The sequence below is a fragment of the Marinimicrobium sp. C2-29 genome (genome assembly GCF_038419845.1).
Classification (GTDB): Bacteria; Pseudomonadota; Gammaproteobacteria; order Pseudomonadales; family Cellvibrionaceae; genus Marinimicrobium.
This window is the reverse complement of the sequence record NZ_JBCAQT010000003.1, coordinates 228,173-245,700: the sequence shown is the minus strand read 5'-3', so window position 1 is coordinate 245,700 and position 17,528 is coordinate 228,173. Positions and strand designations below refer to the sequence as shown.

The window sequence follows — 17,528 nt, the reverse complement described above, 5'->3', positions numbered from 1 at the left end:
CTGATTTCATGACTCGATTATTGTGCAGCCTGGGTTTGGCGGGCAGTTTGTTGATGTCAAACGCCGCACTGGCCAACGCCGCCACCGGCGAGCCGGCCCCGGCATTTCGGGCCACGGATGCCACGGGGGAATCCCACACCCTGACAGACTATATTGGCGAGTGGGTGGTACTGGAGTGGTTTCACCCCGATTGTGACGCGGTGAAGAACCACTATGACGATGGCCAGATGTCAGCCCTGCAGAAAGAGTTTCGCGAGCAGGACGTCAAGTGGCTGACCGTCGTCTCCTCTCAGCCCGGCCCGGACAATGTCATGAACTCCGAAGAGGCGCAGGAAGCCGAGGCAGAGTACGACATGAAGAGCAGTACTCCGATCCTGCTGGATGAGACCGGTGTCGTGGCCCGCGCCTATGGTGTGGAAAAAGCGCCCCAGGTGTTTATCATCGACCCCCAGGGCACACTGGTATACACCGGCGCCCCCTACGCGAACGGCGACGAGGGCACGGGCGAGAATTATCTGCGCCAGGCGCTGACAAAGGCCATGAACGGTGAAGAGGTGGAAGTGACCAACACTCAGCCTTATGGTTGTGATGTGAAACTCTAGTGCTCCACCGGGTCAGCCCATAGGGCCGAGTCACCGTTAAAAAACCCCCGGGAGTCATCCCGGGGGTTTTTGTTTTTGCGACACCCGTGCAGACTGTATATACTGTTTATATATACAGTTTTGAGGTGGTGTATGCAGCAGCCCAGTCTGGAACAGCTTGAGCAACAGCAGTTGATTTGGCGGGGCCGGGAGTCATCCGGGCCGGTGGCCGCGCGTCCCAGTGGTTGGCCCGAACTGGATCGACAACTGGGTGGAGGCCTGCCCAGCCGGGGAGTGATTACCGTACAGGGCCCCACCGGTATTGGTGAGTTGCGGCTACTGTGGCCCTTTCTATCCGGCCGCGGCGCTTTATCTGGCCACGGCGTTTTATCTGACCACAGCGTTTTATCGGGCCACGGCGCGCTATCCGGCCACAGCGAGCACTCGGAAAAGGACCGGCTGGTCGCGCTCATCGCGCCCCCCTATCCGCTCAATGCCGAAAGCCTCCCGGGAGCGGGGATGGATCTGAAGCGGCTTCTGCTGGTGCAGCCAGGCACCGATCGGGAGGCCCTCTGGGCGGCCGAGCAGTGTCTGAAAAGCGGCGCCTGTCAGGCCGTCTGCCTGTGGCAGGACCGGGTACCTCTGGTCCAGGCCCGTCGCCTGCAGTTGGCGGCCCGGGCGGGAGAATCGGCCAACTTTCTGTTTCTGGGGGCCCACAACGCAGCGGCCGGGCTGCCCGTCGATCTCTGCCTGGAGTTGAGTCCCCACCCTCATGGCATTGCCGTCAGTGTCCCCCGCCGCAAACAGGGCTGGGCGCTATCGCGCTTTGTTGTCGCCATGACCGATGTCTGGCCCGAACTGACGCTGGATACCCGGCCGCGTCAGCGCGCACCTTACTCAGGCTTTTACCCCGCGAGCGAGCCTCGGGCTAACACCGACACCGGAGCCCGAATTGAGGTTGGAGGTGAAGTCAGAGGTGAGGCGGGTTGATATGCTCTGGTTGTATTTTGAGTTCCCCCGACTGCAGCTGGAAACCCAGTATCCGGATCGGGATAAGGCGCCGCCGCTGGCCGTGGTCAAGGAGTCCGACAACCGCCTGGTTCAGGTCAACGAGCCGGCCAGCCAGCAGGGCGTCAAGCGGGATATGGGGCTGGCGACCGCCGCCACTCTGTGCCGCGACATCCAGTTACTGCCCTACAAGGCCGAACTGGAAGTTCACCGGCTGCATGAGCTGGCGCAGGAACTCTACGCACTCTCGGGGGAGGTGGTTCTGGACGAACCTTGCGGTGTCTGGCTTGGGGCCACCAATATGGTCAAGTACCATAATGGCTTTGACAATTATTGTAGAAATATCGAGCTCTTATTGCAGCATTGTCGGCTCAGTTACCGCCTTGGCTGTGGCTATTCACCTCTGGCCGCCCAACTACTCGCCCGGGCCCATCTCAACCGGGCCGAGGACGACCCCGAGCGGTTGCGTGAACACATCGGGCGCTGCGCCCTGCCCCTCAGCGGGCTCCCGGACAAGACCCTGGAAAAGCTCAAAAGGTTGGGGCTGCAGTCGCTCGATGCCCTACTGGCCATTCCCCTGAAAGAGTTGGCCCGCCGGTTCGATGCTGAACTGGTCCAGTACATCGGGCGACTCACCGGTCAATTAAAACACCCCCTGCCCTTTTACCACCCACCCGAGCACTTTCACCGCTATCGGGAGCTACCCCACGAGCTGGACAATGTCCGGCTTCTGGTGCCCTGGCTGGAACAACTGCTGCAGGAGCTGGAGCAGTTTCTACAGCGCCGGGACCGGGTCGTGGAACGGCTTGAGCTGCGCTTGTACCCGCGCGAAGCCGAGGCGCTGACACTGACCATCGGGGCGGCCCGGGGCGAGTACCGCGCCGAGCAGTGGCGACCGCTGGTGGAGCTGACCCTTGAGAATCAGACCCTCAACGCACCGGTTTATGCGCTGGCCCTGGAGGCCCGGGAGCTGTTGGTCAAAGAGGACGGGGAGCGGGACTTTTTTGAAGCCCCCGCCAGGGGCGATGCCCCCCAGTTGGTAGCACGGTTACAGGCCCGTCTGGGTCGGGAGCAGGTCAGAGGCCTGTGTGTACGAGATGATTTTCGCCCGGCAATCGCCACCGCTCTCACGTCGCCGCTGAGTGCCACCGACCCATTGCCGGCTTTCACCCTGGGGCTGCGCCCGAGCTTTCTGCTCTCCCGGCCCCAGCCTTACCGCCAACCGCTGGAACTGATCGAGGGGCCAGAACGGATCGCCACCGGCTGGTGGGATGGCGAACCCCAGAAACGGGATTATTACATTGCCCGCAACAGCGAGGGACAGTGGTGTTGGGTATTCAGGGAGCCCCGGGAGGCGGTGTGGTTTCTGCAGGGGTATTTTGGGTAGCTGGTCAGGCCGGTGGGCGGAGCCCACCCTACAGAGGGTTATTGGTGGGCGGAGCCCACCCTACAAAAGACGATCGGTGGGCGGAGCCCACCCTACGGAAAATCACGCTTGGCACGATCCGTAGGGTGGGCTCCGCCCACCGCCCCCCAACCATCGGGAAATTTACCTCCCGTAGGGTGGGCTCCGCCCACCGGTTCTCTCCGATTTATCGGGTACTGACGCTGCCTTCCGGGTCACCCGCGGCGTGATAATCCCGCGCCAGCCAGAGGTAGACCGCCGGCACCACGAACAGGGTGAACAGCGTGCCCAGGGTCATGCCGGTGGCAATCACCAGCCCCATGGCGTAACGCGAAGCGGCGCCCGCCCCGGTGGCGATCAGCAGCGGGATCATCGCCAGAACCGTGGCCGCCGTGGTCATCAGAATTGGCCGCAGACGAATGGCGGTGGCCTCTTCAATGGCCTCGCGCTTGCTGCGCCCTTCTTCCTGCAGCTTGTTGGCGAACTCCACGATCAGGATGCCGTGCTTGGCGATCAGGCCGATCAACGTCAGCAGCCCCACCTGGGTGTAGATATTGATGCTGGTGAGCCCCAGGGAGATGAAGATCAACGCCCCGCAAATACTCATCGGCACCGTCACCATGATGATGATGCTGTTGCGGAAGGATTCAAACTGCGCCGCCAGCACCAGGAAAATCACCAGCAGAGCGAAGAAGAAGGTCACCACCAGTTGCTGCCCTTCGGACTTGAGCTGGCGCGACTGGCCCGAGTAGTCGACACTGAAACCGGCGGGCAGAACATCAGCGGCGATCTCATCGAGCAGATTGAGCGCTTCACCCAGCGACACCCCGGGGCGAGGAACACCGGAAATGGTGACCGAGTTCAGCTGCTGAAAGCCCGTCAGTGAACGCGGTTGCACCGACTCCTCCAGAGTGACCAGAGAAGACATGGGCACCAGTTCGCCCTGGCGGTTACGCGTGTAGTAATCTTTCAGCTGCTCGGGATTGAGGCGCTCGGCCCGCTCGACTTGCGGAATCACCCGGTAGGAGCGATTGTCCAGCGCGAAGCGACCGGCATAGCCACCCCCGGTCATGCTCCCCAGATCGGCGGCAGCCTGTTGCATATCAACTCCCATCAACCCGGCTTTGTCCCGGTCGATTTTGGCCGTCTGGCGGGGGCGGTCAATTTTCAGGTCGCTGTCCACAAAGATAAAGCGCCCACTTTCCCGCGCGCGTTGCATCACTTCGCCGACCACTTCGTTCAGCACCTGATAGGGCTGGGTGGTGCCCACCACAAACTCAATCGGCGCACCACCACCGCCCGGGGATGGAAGAGAGGGAGGCACGACCGAAAACACATCCAGGCCGGGAATCTTCTTCACAAAGGGCTGAATATCATTTTCGAGAATCTCCTGGGTGGTGCGCTCGCGCTCATCCCAGGGCGCCAATACCATGCCGGCACCCGCCGTATTGCTGCCGTTCATGCCGTTGATAATGAACAGGTTCTCCATCTCGGGAATCTGTTCGAGCAGCTGATTGATGTAATCCGTATTGCGCTCAACATAGTCGAGCGTGGCGTAGGCATCCGCCGTGGCAATGTTGAACACAAAGCCCTGGTCTTCCGCCGGCTCCAGCTCCGTACTGCTGGAGACAAAGAGGAAGTAGCAGGAGACCAGAATGATCAGCGCAAACACCAGCACCACCGGCATGGTGTTGAGGGTACTGTGCAGGCGCTTCTGGTAGCGCTGGCGCAGCCCCTCGAAACGCTCATCCAGCCAGACCTCGAGCTTGGGCCGGGGCCCGCCGTGGCTGCGCGAGCGCAGGATTCTGGAACACATCATGGGCGAGAGCGTCAGCGCAACCACACCGGAAAGAATGACCGTTGCTGCCAGAGTAAACGCGAACTCGACAAAGAGTACCCCGGTGAGCCCGCCCACAAAACCGAGCGGGATAAAGACCGCCACCAGCGTGGTGGACATGGCCACGATGGGCCAGGCCAACTGTTGGGCCCCCAGCAGCGAGGCGTCCAGGCGGGACATGCCCTCTTCAACATGACGCTGGATATTCTCCAACATGATGATGGCATCATCCACGACAATACCGATGGCCAACACCATGGCCAGCAGGGTCAACAGATTGATGGAAAAACCGAGAATCCACATCAGGAAAAAGGTGCCAACCAGTGACAGGGGCACCGCTACGGCGGGGACAATCACGCTGCGGACCGAGCCGAGGAACCCGTAGATGACCAACACCACAATGACCAGGGCCAGAACGATGGTGAGCACCACCTCATCAATCGCACTTTCGATGTACTCAGTCGAATCGTAGGGGATATCCGCATCCAGGCCTTCGGGCAGCTGGGGCGTAATGTCGCGGTTCCAGACCTCGCGCACATCGGCAATGACATCCAGGGCATTGGAGTCCGGCGCAATCTCAATCCCCATGAAAGTGGCATTCTGGCCGTTAAAACTGACCGACGAGGCGTAGCTTTCCGCTCCCAGCTCAACCTCAGCCACATCGCGCAGGCGCACCAACGCGTCGTCTTCCGAGCGTACCACCAACTCTTCAAACTCATCGACACTGCGCAGGTCCGTGCCGGCATTCAGGTCAATTGCGACCATCTGCCCCTTGGTGCGACCCAGTGCGGCCAGTACGTTGTTGGCCTGAAGCGCCATGCTCACGTCGGAACCGGTCACACCCAGCGAGGCCATGCGCTCAGGGTCCAGCCACAGGCGCATGGCAAAAGTGCGCGCCCCCAGGATCTGGGCCCGCTGCACCCCCGGAATGGTGGCCAACTGGGGCTCCACCACGCGCACAAGGTAATCGGTAATCTGGTTGTTGTTCAGCAGGTCACTGTAAAATGACAGATACATGGCCGCGGTATCTTCACCCACGGCCAGACTCACCACCGGATCTTCGGCGTTTTCGGGCAGGTCGGAACGCAGCGCGTTGACCTGGGCCGCAATCTGGGTCAGAGCTTCGTTGGGGTCGTAATCCAGGCGCAGATAGGCCTGCACGGTACTCATGCCGGCGCTGGAGGTGGACTGGACGTAATCGATACCCTCGGCGGCGGCGATCTCCCGCTCCATGGGCTTGGTAATAAAGCCCTGAATCAGGTCCGCATCGGCACCAATATAGGCCGTGCTGACGGTGACCACGGCGTTCTGGATTTCGGGAAACTGCCGCACATTGAGGTCATAACCCGCGCGTGCTCCCAGCAACAGAATGAACAGGCTGACCACCAGGGCCAGCACGGGCTTGCGGATAAAGACATCGGTAAACCGCATGGATGGACTCTCCTTCTACCGTTCTTGGCTACTGGTTATCCGGGCGCGGATCCAAATCACGGGAGGGTTGCACGCTCTCGTCATCGTTGACTTCCACCAGAGCGTTATTGCGCAGCTTGAGCAGGCCGGAGGTGGCCACCCGCTCGCCGACCTCAAGGCCTTCGGTCACGGCAATCAAGTCTCCGCGCCGCTCGCCCGTGCTGACAAAGCGCCGCTTCACCCGCAGATCACCCTCGTCATCTTCGTTCAGGACAAAAACCGAGTTGCCGTAGGGGTCAAACTGAATCGCTGTCTGGGGCACCACCCTGACCTGGCGCGACTCGCCCATGATCAGGGTGACCCGCCCAAACATTCCCGGGCGCAGTTGCTGCTCGCTGTTGGCCAGTGTCGCCTGAGCGGTAAAGGTGCGGGTGCTTTCGCTGACCGAGGGTTCGATGGCGGTCACCTCACCGTCGAAGTTTGACTCGGGATAGGAGTCAACACGGGCGGAAACCGGCAGGCCTTCTTTCACATCGGAGAACTGGCGCTCGGGCAGAGAGAAATTCAGATAGATGGGATCGAGCGACTGGACTTCCACCACCGGGCTGCCGGGCGAGACGTACTGACCGATATTGACCTGCCGGATGCCGGAGATACCGGCAAAGGGTGCACGAATGGTTTTCTGGCGAATCCGCGCCTGCTGGGCCTTGACCGAGGCGGTGGCCTGAGCGGCTTCGCTTTCCCGGCGCTGCAGTTCCGACTTGGAGCTGTTGCCCTCGGCAAACAGCCGCTGATAGCGCTCGAGCTCCATCAGCGCCAGGTTTTCAGCCGCTTCGAGTCGATCCAGCTCAGCCTCGTCGGCTTCGATATCCAGCGAGACCAGGCGCTGCCCTTTTTCCACCGCTTCGCCGTTATCGAAGTGAATGCCGGTCACGATGCCGTTCGCCTCGGTGGTCAGCTGGGCACCACTGACGGCCCGAAAGGTGCCTACTGCGGTGGCCTCCCGGTCCCAACGGCTCTCTTCCACTTCGGTCGCGGTAATGGCGGCCGCTTCCTCGGGCATGTTGTCGAAGAAGTTGCCGATCATGGTGTTCACAAAAGCTTTGTAGCCGAAGATGCCGCCAAAAACGACGCCGACAACCACCAGCATCACTATCATTCGTTTGGTCATGCGTGTGCTCCCTACTCCTTTTTCAACGTTGAAAACGCCCGGTTCTGGTCTTTCAGGAAGGATCTGACGAACGTCCGCACGGTGTATACGTAAGCTGGCGCTCGATCGATGAGGCGCACAGCTTAGCGCAGCTCAGTGGGCGAGTATAGCTCGGTTACACAATCTTACATTTGTCGCCGACACGCCTCACTTGTCCGGCGTTCGACACACCCCTATACTGTATATTTAACCAGCAACCAGAGGTCGGTATGGCCTACGCGGAACTACTCTGCCAGAGCAATTTTTCTTTTCTGGAAGGTGCCTCCCACCCCGAGGAGCTGATCGCGGAAGCGGATGCGTTGGGTTACCGCGCCCTGGCGCTGACCGATGAATGCTCCGTGGCGGGTGTGGTGCGCGCTTATGCGGAACACAGGCGCCGACAGCTGGACATCAAACTGATTGTCGGCAGCCGCCTTAAAATGCCGGGGCTGGATCTGGTACTGCTCTGCCCCAGCCGGCTGGCCTATGCGGAGCTGTGCCGCATCATTACCAACGCCCGGCGTCGCAGCCCCAAAGGGCAGTATCAACTGGAAGCCTGGGATCTGAAATCCGTACAGCACTGCCTGGTACTCTGGCTGCCGACGGGCGACCCCGAGCGCGACCGGACCTGGGCCCGCTGGCTGAAAAAACATCATTCAGACCGCCTCTGGCTGGGACTGCGACGTCTGCTCACCCATCGGGAACACCGCTATCTGGCGCACTGCGAGCATTTGGGTCGGGAGTTTGATCTGCCCGTGGCCGCCTGCGGCGAAGTACTGATGCACAGCGCCGAGCGGCTCCCGCTGCAGCAGGCTTTGACCGCCATCCGCCTGGGCACCAGTGTCGCACGGGCCGGGCGGCAGCTGCGCTCCAACGCCGAAAACAGCCTGCGCCCCCTGCCCAAGCTACAGAAACTGTTCAAACCCGAGTGGCTGGCGCAGACCCGGATCATTGCCGATCAGTGCCACTTCAGTCTGGGGGAGCTGTGTTACGAGTACCCGGCCGAACTGGTTCCTCAAGGCCAGACGCCATTCAGCTATTTGTGTGAGCTGGTGGATCAGGGCATCGCCAGGCGCTTTCCGGAGGGCCCCAGCGAGACGGTACGCGCCACCATCGACAAGGAGTTGAAGCTGATTGAAGAGTTGGGCTACGCCCATTTTTTTCTCACCATTCACGACCTGGTGTGCTTCGCCCAGAAGCGCGGCATTCTCTATCAGGGGCGCGGCTCGGCCGCCAACTCGGTGGTCTGCTACTGCCTGGAAATCACCGCCGTGGACCCACGCCACATCAATGTTCTGTTTGAGCGGTTTCTGTCCAGGGAGCGGGATGAGCCTCCGGATATCGATGTGGACTTCGAACACCAGCGGCGCGAGGAAGTCATCCAGTACATTTATGAGAAGTACGGCCGCCCCCGTGCCGCCTTGGCGGCCACCGTGATCTGCTACCGCTTCAAAAGCGCCCTGCGGGATATGGGCAAGGCGCTCGGCATCGGCGAGTCGCAGCTGGATTTTTTCATTCGCAACATCAACCGACGCGACCGGGACAGCGACTGGGAAGACCAGCTGGCCGACCTGGGGCTGGACCGGGAGTCGGACACTGCAACGCAGTTGATCACCCTGGTCAACCAGTTGCGCGGCTTCCCGAGGCACCTGTCACAGCACGTGGGCGGCTTTGTGATTTCCTCCGGCCCACTCTATGAACTGGTGCCGGTAGAGAATGCGGCCATGGCCGAACGCACGGTGATTCAGTGGGACAAAGACGACATCGAGACTCTGGGCCTGCTTAAGGTGGACGTGCTGGCGCTGGGGATGCTCACCGCGCTGCGCAAAAGTTTTGATCTGATCCGGGAACATCAGGGGCGGGCGTTGACGCTCTCCGGCCTGACCGGGCAGATGAATGATCCGGCGGTGTACCGGATGATTCAGAAAGCCGATACCGTGGGACTGTTTCAGATCGAATCCCGGGCACAGATGTCCATGCTGCCACGCCTGAAACCCGCCTGCTATTACGACCTGGTAATCCAGATCGCCATTGTCCGGCCCGGCCCCATTCAGGGCGGCATGGTTCACCCCTACCTGAAACGACGCAACGGCGACGAACCCGTGGACTACCCCTCGGACGCAGTCAAAGGCGTACTCGGTCGCACTCTGGGCGTGCCGATTTTTCAGGAGCAGGTGATACAGCTGGCCATGGTGGCCGCCGGTTTCAGTGGTGGTGAGGCCGACCAGTTACGCCGGGCCATGGCGGCCTGGAAAAAAACCGGAGAGCTGGGCAAGTTTCACCACAAGCTGGTAAACGGGATGGAGGAGCGCGGTTACACTACCGAGTATGCCGAGCGTATTTATCAACAGATTTGCGGCTTTGGCGAATACGGTTTTCCCGAATCCCATTCGGCCAGTTTCGCCCTGCTCGCCTACGCCTCGGCCTGGCTGAAGCACTACCATCCCGAGGCCTTTTATACCGCCCTGCTCAACAGTCACCCCATGGGCTTTTATTCGCCCTCGCAGCTGATTCAGGATGCCCGGCGCCACAACCTGCTCGTCCACCCGGTGTGCGTCAACCAGTCACAGCGGGATCATCGCCTGGAAACCCGGGGGCAAAAACTGGCCATCCGTCTGGGCCTGCGACTGGTCAAGGGCCTCTCCAGTGAGGGCATCGATACCCTGATTGACGCCCGTCAATCCCGGGACGGGCAGCGCTTCACCCATTTGCGCGAGCTGCAGGCGCTCGCCCTGAAGCAGTCTGACCTGGAAGCCCTGTCCAGCGCCAACGCCCTGCACAGCCTGGGCGGCAACCGCTACCAGACCCGCTGGGAGCTGATGGACAGCGAAGCGCCCCTGTTTCAACAGCAAACACCCGAGTTTCAGCAGCATGAACCCGAGCCCCTGGCCGCCGAGCCAGTGGCGGACTACCTGCCCGCGCCCAGCGAGATAGACAACCTGGTGGAAGACTATGCCAGCGTCGGTCTGACGCTGGACCGGCACCCGATTCAATTGCTGGAAGAGGCCGAGACCCTGGGGCGTTACACCCGGGCGCGGGACCTGGCCACCCTGCCCCACAAATCCCTGGTGGCCGTGGCCGGCGTGGTCACCGGCCGCCAGAGTCCGGGCACCGCCGCCGGAGTCACCTTCATCACACTGGAGGATCACACCGGCAACAGCAATATTGTGGTCTGGCTCGCCACGGCCCGGGCGCAGAAGCAGGCCTATCTCACCGCCCGCATTCTGAAAGTCCACGGCATTCTGGAGCGCGAGGGGGACGTGGTGCACGTGATCGCCGGCCGCCTGACCGACCTGAGTGAATCACTGGAACGGCTCAGTCCCCGCTCCCGGGACTTTCATTAACTCTCACGCGTCGAAAGCCTTTCAAGTCGACCGGCGGAATACCAGACAGCGGTTATTGGCGGGCAGCTCCAGCGTTTCTTCCAATAGCAGACCGCGCGTCCGGGCTTCTTCGGCCACCGTCTGACGGTTGCGGATGCCGCGATGCGGCGTATTGTCCCGGAGCATCTGATCGAAACGGGCGTTGCTCTCGCTGGTAAAACGACCCTCCTCATTGAAGGGACCATAAACGATCAGCAGGCCGTCGGGCGGGAGCAGACGGGCACTGCCATCCAGCAGTTTCAGCACCTGGTCCCAGGCAATAATATGAAAGGTATTCGCGGTAAAGATCGCGTCCGCCTCGGAAAGGGGCCAGTCGGGCTGGTCGACATCCAGGATCAGCGGCGGCCGAATATTATCGAGGGACGAGTCGGCCAGCCATTGATGAATGCCGGGATGATTCTCGGGCAGGTCACTAGTCTGCCAGATCAGGTGTGGCAGATGCCGGGCGAAGAAGACCGCATGCTGCCCGGTTCCCGATCCGAGTTCCAACACCTGTTTTGCGTCTTTCAGGCGCGGCTCCAACACCGACAGAATGGGTTGCTTGTTGTTCTCACAGGCTTGCGAGAAGGGCTTGTGTTCAAGGGACATGTCGGGGCCTCGTAAAAAAGCCCCAGTGTAACTCAGTAAAATAAAATATCCCGCCCCACCCGGTCGACCAGCAGGTCGCGGTAGTACTCCGCCTTGGCAATGTGCAGCGTTTCCAGTGGGTTGAAATCATCGGTGATCACCAGCTCGCTGTCGCCGGTCACATCGACTTCCCGCTGCTCCAGCCAGGCCACGGGGCCCCGAGTCTGTCCTGCGCCCTCCAGCTCAAGCGGCCGGTCGGAGACAAAAAACACAAAATCGTTGAAGGTGGCACTGGGCGAAGAGACAAAGGTTCGGCGATGATCAAACACCTGATCCAGAGTATGCGCCACCGCTTCCACGGGCGCCTCTTCCCCTTCCAACGTCAGCCCGACAAAGTTCAGCGCCAGCACGCCGCCCGGTTTGAGCTTGGCTTTGAGCTCATGGAACATTTCCCGGCTGAGCAGGTGAATGGGCTCAGAGCCTCCGGTAAAGCAATCGTGAATGATAAAATCGTAAGTCTTGTCCAGCTCCTTGATGCGATAGCGGGCATCTCCCACGATCACCCGACCTGTGGGTTCAAAGCTGAAGTATTCCCCGGCGGCATGGGCCACTGCCGGATCGATTTCAATGGCGTCGGTGGTCACCCCGAACTGTTCATAGACATTGACCAGATGGCCACTGCCCAGCCCCACCAACAGCGCCGAGGTGCCCGCCGGATCAAAGCGCGGGAGATGACCGACCACCTGCTGATACCCCAACAGACCTTCACCGGAAGCAATGTCCTCGGCACCGATGGTGGAGCCACCGGACATCAACCAGCGGATGCCTTTGTCCGGCTGGTCCACCACCCGCACCCACCCGTAGTGGGTTTCCTGCTCGAACAGCACCTGCGATCCGGGGTAATCGCGCTCGCCTGTAGTTTGACCGATTCCCAGCAACAAAACAGCGGCCAAAAAGCCGGTGGCGGCGCCCCAGAGCGGCAGAGAACTACGCGCTTTGAGGCGCAGGTTTTCGAATAACGCCAACAGAAAGCTGAGCAGCAACAGCATCAGACTCAGGCTGATGATAATGCTCTGGGTACCGAACAGAGGCAGCAGATAAAATCCGAGCAAAAGCGTGCCCAATACACTGCCCAGGGTGCTGATGGCATAGACCGTCCCGGCGGTGCGCCCGACCCGATCGAGTCCCCGGGTGGCCATTTTGATCACATAGGGCCCGACCATACCGAGAGTGAGCAGACAGGGAGTGAACAGCAGAAAGGCGCTGATGAGTGCACCCCAGCGCAACCCCAGGACGTTACTGGCAATCTGGACGGGTTTGCTGATCAGGGGGATAATCCCGATCAGTACGGCGGTCACCAGAAGGATGTGCGACAGACGCAACCAGGGGGCCGTATCGGCCAGGCGGCCACCCACGACATAACCGATGGAGAGGGCCAAAAGCGCGGTGGACAGGAGCGAGGACCAGACGATCATGCTGACCCCATAATAGGGGCCGATCACCCGGGTGCCGAGCAGCTCGATCATCATCACCGTGCCGCCGGAAATGGCCGCCGTGAGGTAGAACAGCCAGCGGTCAAGCGCTGCCAGTGGAGGGTGTTGGGCGGCGCCGGCATTGTGCGTTGCGGGAGCGTTGCGTCTGGACATATCCGTGACCTCTTTTATTGTTTTATCATTTCTGTTTGTATCGCCGATGATGGTGACCAAGACTATAAGAAGTGATGACCGCTGCCAATTGACCCTTGCCCGTTTTGTGGGTTGGTTCGCAGGGTGGTTACTTTTGGCTCCTGGGAGGCACTGTTGTGAGCAAGCGTCTGGCGTCCCTTCTCGCCTGGATCAATTTCATTGTGCCGCTTGTGGCGGTCGTGGGTGCCTACGGCATCTCCATTCATCAGGAGCTGCAACCGGCCTGCGTGCCGCTCTGGGACGGCTGCACCTCCATCAGTCGCGCCGCCCGCTATGGCGACGCGCTCTTCTGGTTTCGGGGTCTGATGATGCCCCTGAGCATGCTGCTGGTGATCTACTGGCTGTTTCAGTGGCGCTGGTTGACCGGCCTCGCAGGCCCGCGCCGGCGTCACGGCGCCATTTTGTGGCTGGGCGTGATATCGGCCCTGGCACTGGTGCTCTACGCCAACTTTCTGGGCTCGGACGGTGACTTTTACCGCTTCATGCGACGGTTCGGGGTGACCTTCTACTTTGCCTTCGCCATGCTCGCCCAACTGATCAGCCTCCAATCGCTATCGACATTGAAGGAGTCACTGCCGCCCCGATTGCGTCGCCCCCTGCGCCTGCAGTTGATCCTGGTGTGTATCCAGTGGTTATGGGGCGGGGTGTCCCTCTGGGTGGACCTGACCCAGCCGGAGAACGAATTTCAGCTTCAGAATATTGTGGAGTGGAATTTCGCTCTGGCGATGGTCGGTTTTTACGGCGTCAGCGGCTGGATGTGGTGGCGTGATAGAATGCCCGCTTTTCTCCGTTGAGTTATTGCCAAGGCACCCATGCGGCCCAGTCCCACTGTCATCCCACTGCCCTACTTTGCCGACAGCGCCCACTGGTTTGCGGCGCTCTCGGGCTGGCGCTCCCCCGTCTGGCTGGACAGTGGGCACCCCGGCAGCAGCTATGGGCGCTACGACATTCTGGCGGCCGAACCCGATCAGCAACTGACAACCTTTGGCGGACAGACGCACATCGAGCGGAGCGGCAAGCCCGCCCTCCGCTCCACCGACAACCCCTTTGCCCTGATCGAACGCCATTCGCCCCCGCCACTGGCCCCGGTACCGGGGTTGCCCTTTGTGACCGGCGCCATTGGCTATTTCGGCTACGATCTGGGCCGGTCGGCTTCCGGGCCAGATCAGGCCCAGAGTGACGTCGGGCTGCCGGATCTCTGGCTGGGTTTTTACCCCTGGGCGGTGATCCAGGACCACCGGGAGCAGCGGTGTTTCCTGGTCTGTCGCCCCGAAAGTCCGGCACCCGAAATTCAGGCGCGGCTGATGGCCGGGCTGGATAAAGTGGACTTGATGTCGTTTATCAAGAGTGAAGACTTATCCTTTAATATCAATCACTTCAAAGCGAATATTAAAGCCGATTATTACCTGAAAAGCCTCGGCCGAATCCAGGAATACATCCGCGCCGGCGACTGCTACCAGGTCAATTTCGCCCAACGCTTCAGCGCCGACTACACCGGCGACCCCGCCCGGGCCTATCTCGCTTTGAGACAGACCCTGCCCTCGCCTTTCTCGGGGTACATCCCCCTGGAAGCCGGCGCGATTCTGAGCCTGTCGCCCGAGCGCTTCGTCGAGCTGCGTGGCGGTCGGGCCGAGACCAAACCGATCAAAGGCACCATGGCCCGGGGCGACACGCCCGAGTCGGACCGGGCCAACGCCGAGGCACTGGTGGCCAGCGCCAAGAACCGGGCCGAGAACCTGATGATTGTGGATCTGCTGCGCAATGATCTGAGCAAGAGCTGCACCCGGGTGGAAGTTCCGCAACTGTTCGAGCTGCAGAGCTTCGCCAATGTGCACCATCTCGTGAGCACGGTCACCGGTCAATTAAGGCCGGACGCCTCGGCGCTGGATCTGCTGGCCGGCTGCTTCCCCGGTGGATCGATTACCGGCGCTCCGAAGATCCGGGCGATGGAGATCATTGAGGAGCTGGAGCCTTCGCGGCGCTCGGTGTATTGCGGCAGCCTGGGCTATCTGAGCGCGGACGGGGCGATGGATACCAATATCGCGATTCGCACGCTGGTGTGTGATCGGGGACGGATGCACTGCTGGGGCGGGGGCGGCATCGTCGCGGATTCGGACCCCGAGGAGGAGTACCGCGAGAGCATCGCCAAGGTGGAGGTGTTGATGCGGACGCTGGAGCAGAAGTTCGGCGCTTCGTCTTAGGTTAAGGGACCAAAAAGAATTTACTCGAAAACCTTGGTTGCTTGCTTCAACGTCCGGCCCGCTCAGGGGTAGGCTCTTCCCAGACACGGCGTAAACCCGTCCCTGGGGCCTCTCCACCGACATCCTGTCGGTGACGGTCTGGGAAGAGCCTACCCCAGATCGGTCCTCTGCACCTTGTAGTACCCACTTTGCGTTCACGTAGGTCTGGTAAGCGACAGCGCACCTGACAAATAGAGCATCCGTTGCCAAGATGTTTCTGGAGGGAACGTCTCTACAAAGCTCGTAGGACCGATTTGGGGTGGACTGTTCCAAGACCGTCAACCGCGGGACTAGTGTTGACGAGTTACAGGGACGTACTCGCCACGTGTCTTGGAACAGTCCACCCCAAAGCGGGCCGGGCGCTCAGATCGCACTAAACCAAGACCCTTACCTCCAAAAAAGTGGAGCCCGTAAATTAAAGACTCAACTCCCGATTACTGGCTTCGATGAAGGCCTTTTTCAGATCTTCGTAATTGTGCACCGCCGGGAACTGCGGGAACTCATCGATCACATTCTGGGGGGCATGGAACAGAATACCGGCGTCGGCCTCGCCCAGCATGGTCGTATCGTTGTAGGAATCGCCGGCCGCGATAACGCGGTAATACAGCGTCTTCAACGCCAATACCGACTGCCGCTTGGGATCCTTCTGGCGGAGCGTATAGTCTGCCACCTTGCCCGCCTCATCGACCTGCAGACGATGACACAACAGCGTGGGGAAGCCGAGCTGGCGCATCAGCGGCTGGGAGAACTCATAGAACGTGTCCGAGAGGATGATTACCTGAAAGCGCTCGCGCAGCCAGTCGACAAACTCCGGCGCCCCTTCCAACGGCTTGAGCTTGGCGATCACATCCTGGATCTCGTTCAACCCCAGATTGTTCTCCTCCAGAATCCGCAGACGCTGCTTCATCAGCACATCATAATCCGGGATATCCCGCGTTGTGGCTTTCAACTCCTCGATGCCGGTCACCTTGGCAAACTCGATCCAGATTTCCGGTACCAGAACCCCTTCCAGGTCAAGACAGGCTATTTCCACGTAAACCCCCACATTGGCTTGATTGTCCTCGGGCCGGGCCCGAAAAAATTGCGGCAAATCTACCGCTTTCCACCCGCGAAAGCAAATGGCGTGAGACCACAGGACAACCACGCCGCTTTTCACGTGGAACATAGTTAAAAATGGAATTAACGTAGATCGCCCACATCAAAACAATTATATGTTTTTGCCGATTTTCCGCTTTATAATGACATTTTTGATCAATATGTGGGTATTGATTTAAATTTAACCACTATATGCTGTGCATTTATTGTGCAAGGCGACTATTTTCTGCTCAATGTTCCACGGCGTCAGAAATTCCGGCCAAACATGCACCTTCATCGGCGCTATATGCTCATAAAGTCTGGATATTAGGAAGTTTTATCCCCCTCTGGTATTCTTCCCGACCCGTGTAAAGCCAACTAGAGAAGATGAGATTAATGGCCAGCGAGTTACTCAACACCGTCGATCTGGACGCCGAACTGCAAAAAGCCTCACCCCAGAAGGTCATTGAATACGCCCTGGAACAGTTCGACAACATTGTCGTTTCCTTCAGCGGCGCCGAAGACGTGGTGCTGATTCATATGGCCCACCAGATCCGTCCGGACATCAAGGCGTTCGTACTCGACACCGGCCGCCTGCACGCCGAGACCTATCGCTTTATTGAACGGGTCCGCGAACACTATGGCATCGACATCGATGTACTCTCCCCCGACGCCGAGGCAATCCGGAAGCTGGTGCGGGAAAAGGGTCTGTTCAGTTTCTATCTCGACGGCCACCAGGAGTGCTGCGGCATCCGCAAGATTGGCCCGCTGCGCAAAAAGCTCAAGGAAGTGGACGCCTGGATTACCGGCCAGCGCAAAGACCAGAGCCCGGGCACGCGTCAGGGGATTCCGGTAATTCAGGATGACAAGCTCTTCGCCCGCCCGGGCGGTAACCTGGTGAAGTTCAACCCGCTTGCCAACTGGACTTCGCAGCAGGTGTGGGATTACATTCGGGCCATGGAGATCCCCTATAATGAGTTACATGATAAGGGATACGTCTCCATCGGCTGTGAGCCCTGCACCCGCCCCATCAGCCCCGGGCAGCATGAACGCGCGGGCCGCTGGTGGTGGGAAGAAGCCACCAAGAAGGAGTGCGGGCTGCACGCCGAGAATGTTAAGCCCTGAGTTCACTCTCTGAGTGCGGGCCCT

At 60.2% G+C, this 17,528-nt stretch carries 12 protein-coding genes; 7 read left to right on the top strand and 5 right to left on the bottom strand.

Annotated elements, in window-relative coordinates:
• Positions 1 to 8 precede the first annotated feature (8 nt).
• The 3 genes from AAE484_RS04645 to AAE484_RS04635 all read left to right on the top strand — a co-directional run bounded on the left by AAE484_RS04645 (position 9) and on the right by AAE484_RS04635 (position 2,976).
• Positions 9 to 602, top strand: coding sequence for a redoxin domain-containing protein (locus AAE484_RS04645; protein ID WP_341937167.1), 594 nt, complete (start codon positions 9 to 11; stop codon positions 600 to 602).
• 132 nt (positions 603 to 734) lie between these two features.
• Complete coding sequence (locus AAE484_RS04640; protein ID WP_341937166.1) at positions 735 to 1,571, top strand: hypothetical protein; 837 nt, start codon at positions 735 to 737, stop codon at positions 1,569 to 1,571.
• 1 nt (position 1,572) lies between these two features.
• Positions 1,573 to 2,976 carry a Y-family DNA polymerase gene (locus tag AAE484_RS04635; RefSeq protein ID WP_341937165.1) on the top strand — a complete coding sequence of 468 codons (1,404 nt, stop codon included), beginning with the start codon at positions 1,573 to 1,575 and terminating at the stop codon, positions 2,974 to 2,976.
• 205 nt (positions 2,977 to 3,181) lie between these two features.
• On the opposite strand, the gene AAE484_RS04630 is transcribed toward AAE484_RS04635, so the two are convergent.
• Both AAE484_RS04630 and AAE484_RS04625 read right to left on the bottom strand, forming a co-directional pair.
• On the bottom strand, positions 3,182 to 6,262 hold the full coding sequence (locus AAE484_RS04630; protein WP_341937164.1) for an efflux RND transporter permease subunit: 3,081 nt from the start codon (positions 6,260 to 6,262) through the stop codon (positions 3,182 to 3,184).
• A 28-nt stretch (positions 6,263 to 6,290) separates the two neighbouring features.
• A complete protein-coding gene (locus tag AAE484_RS04625; protein ID WP_341937163.1) occupies positions 6,291 to 7,412 on the bottom strand; it encodes an efflux RND transporter periplasmic adaptor subunit in 1,122 nt (373 codons plus the stop codon).
• Between the two features lie 248 nt (positions 7,413 to 7,660).
• On the opposite strand from AAE484_RS04625, the gene AAE484_RS04620 reads away from it, so the two are divergent.
• Entirely contained in the window at positions 7,661 to 10,774 is a 3,114-nt protein-coding gene (locus AAE484_RS04620) for an error-prone DNA polymerase (RefSeq protein WP_341937162.1), read from the top strand.
• A 21-nt stretch (positions 10,775 to 10,795) separates the two neighbouring features.
• Here the strand turns inward: AAE484_RS04620 and AAE484_RS04615 are convergent, their stop codons facing one another.
• Positions 10,796 to 11,401, bottom strand: a complete 606-nt coding sequence (locus tag AAE484_RS04615) for a DUF938 domain-containing protein (RefSeq protein ID WP_341937161.1) — start codon at positions 11,399 to 11,401, stop codon at positions 10,796 to 10,798.
• A 32-nt stretch (positions 11,402 to 11,433) separates the two neighbouring features.
• On the bottom strand, positions 11,434 to 13,026 hold the full coding sequence (locus AAE484_RS04610; protein ID WP_341937160.1) for a fused MFS/spermidine synthase: 1,593 nt from the start codon (positions 13,024 to 13,026) through the stop codon (positions 11,434 to 11,436).
• Between the two features lie 155 nt (positions 13,027 to 13,181).
• Here AAE484_RS04610 and AAE484_RS04605 point away from each other — a divergent pair, with 155 nt between their 5' ends.
• Both AAE484_RS04605 and pabB read left to right on the top strand, forming a co-directional pair.
• Complete coding sequence (locus tag AAE484_RS04605; protein WP_341937159.1) at positions 13,182 to 13,859, top strand: hypothetical protein; 678 nt, start codon at positions 13,182 to 13,184, stop codon at positions 13,857 to 13,859.
• An 18-nt stretch (positions 13,860 to 13,877) separates the two neighbouring features.
• Positions 13,878 to 15,266: an aminodeoxychorismate synthase component I gene (gene pabB, locus AAE484_RS04600; protein ID WP_341937158.1), complete on the top strand. Its 1,389-nt coding sequence runs from the start codon at positions 13,878 to 13,880 to the stop codon at positions 15,264 to 15,266.
• A 454-nt stretch (positions 15,267 to 15,720) separates the two neighbouring features.
• Here pabB and thrH read toward each other — a convergent pair whose 3' ends face one another.
• Complete coding sequence (thrH, locus tag AAE484_RS04595; RefSeq protein ID WP_341937222.1) at positions 15,721 to 16,338, bottom strand: bifunctional phosphoserine phosphatase/homoserine phosphotransferase ThrH; 618 nt, start codon at positions 16,336 to 16,338, stop codon at positions 15,721 to 15,723.
• 437 nt (positions 16,339 to 16,775) lie between these two features.
• Here thrH and AAE484_RS04590 point away from each other — a divergent pair, with 437 nt between their 5' ends.
• Positions 16,776 to 17,504 carry a phosphoadenylyl-sulfate reductase gene (locus AAE484_RS04590; RefSeq protein ID WP_341937157.1) on the top strand — a complete coding sequence of 243 codons (729 nt, stop codon included), beginning with the start codon at positions 16,776 to 16,778 and terminating at the stop codon, positions 17,502 to 17,504.
• Positions 17,505 to 17,528: the final 24 nt, after the last annotated feature.

Excerpts from the sequence above, each read along its gene's own strand:
- AAE484_RS04645 (WP_341937167.1), top strand. The coding sequence starts at position 9 with ATGACTCGATTATTGTGCAGCCTGGGTTTGGCGGGCAGTTTGTTGATG.
- AAE484_RS04615 (WP_341937161.1), bottom strand. The coding sequence starts at position 11,401 with ATGTCCCTTGAACACAAGCCCTTCTCGCAAGCCTGTGAGAACAACAAG.
- AAE484_RS04620 (WP_341937162.1), top strand. The coding sequence starts at position 7,661 with ATGGCCTACGCGGAACTACTCTGCCAGAGCAATTTTTCTTTTCTGGAA.
- AAE484_RS04630 (WP_341937164.1), bottom strand. The coding sequence starts at position 6,262 with ATGCGGTTTACCGATGTCTTTATCCGCAAGCCCGTGCTGGCCCTGGTG.
- AAE484_RS04590 (WP_341937157.1), top strand. The coding sequence starts at position 16,776 with ATGGCCAGCGAGTTACTCAACACCGTCGATCTGGACGCCGAACTGCAA.
- AAE484_RS04610 (WP_341937160.1), bottom strand. The coding sequence starts at position 13,026 with ATGTCCAGACGCAACGCTCCCGCAACGCACAATGCCGGCGCCGCCCAA.
- pabB (WP_341937158.1), top strand. The coding sequence starts at position 13,878 with ATGCGGCCCAGTCCCACTGTCATCCCACTGCCCTACTTTGCCGACAGC.
- AAE484_RS04640 (WP_341937166.1), top strand. The coding sequence starts at position 735 with ATGCAGCAGCCCAGTCTGGAACAGCTTGAGCAACAGCAGTTGATTTGG.
- AAE484_RS04635 (WP_341937165.1), top strand. The coding sequence starts at position 1,573 with ATGCTCTGGTTGTATTTTGAGTTCCCCCGACTGCAGCTGGAAACCCAG.
- AAE484_RS04625 (WP_341937163.1), bottom strand. The coding sequence starts at position 7,412 with ATGACCAAACGAATGATAGTGATGCTGGTGGTTGTCGGCGTCGTTTTT.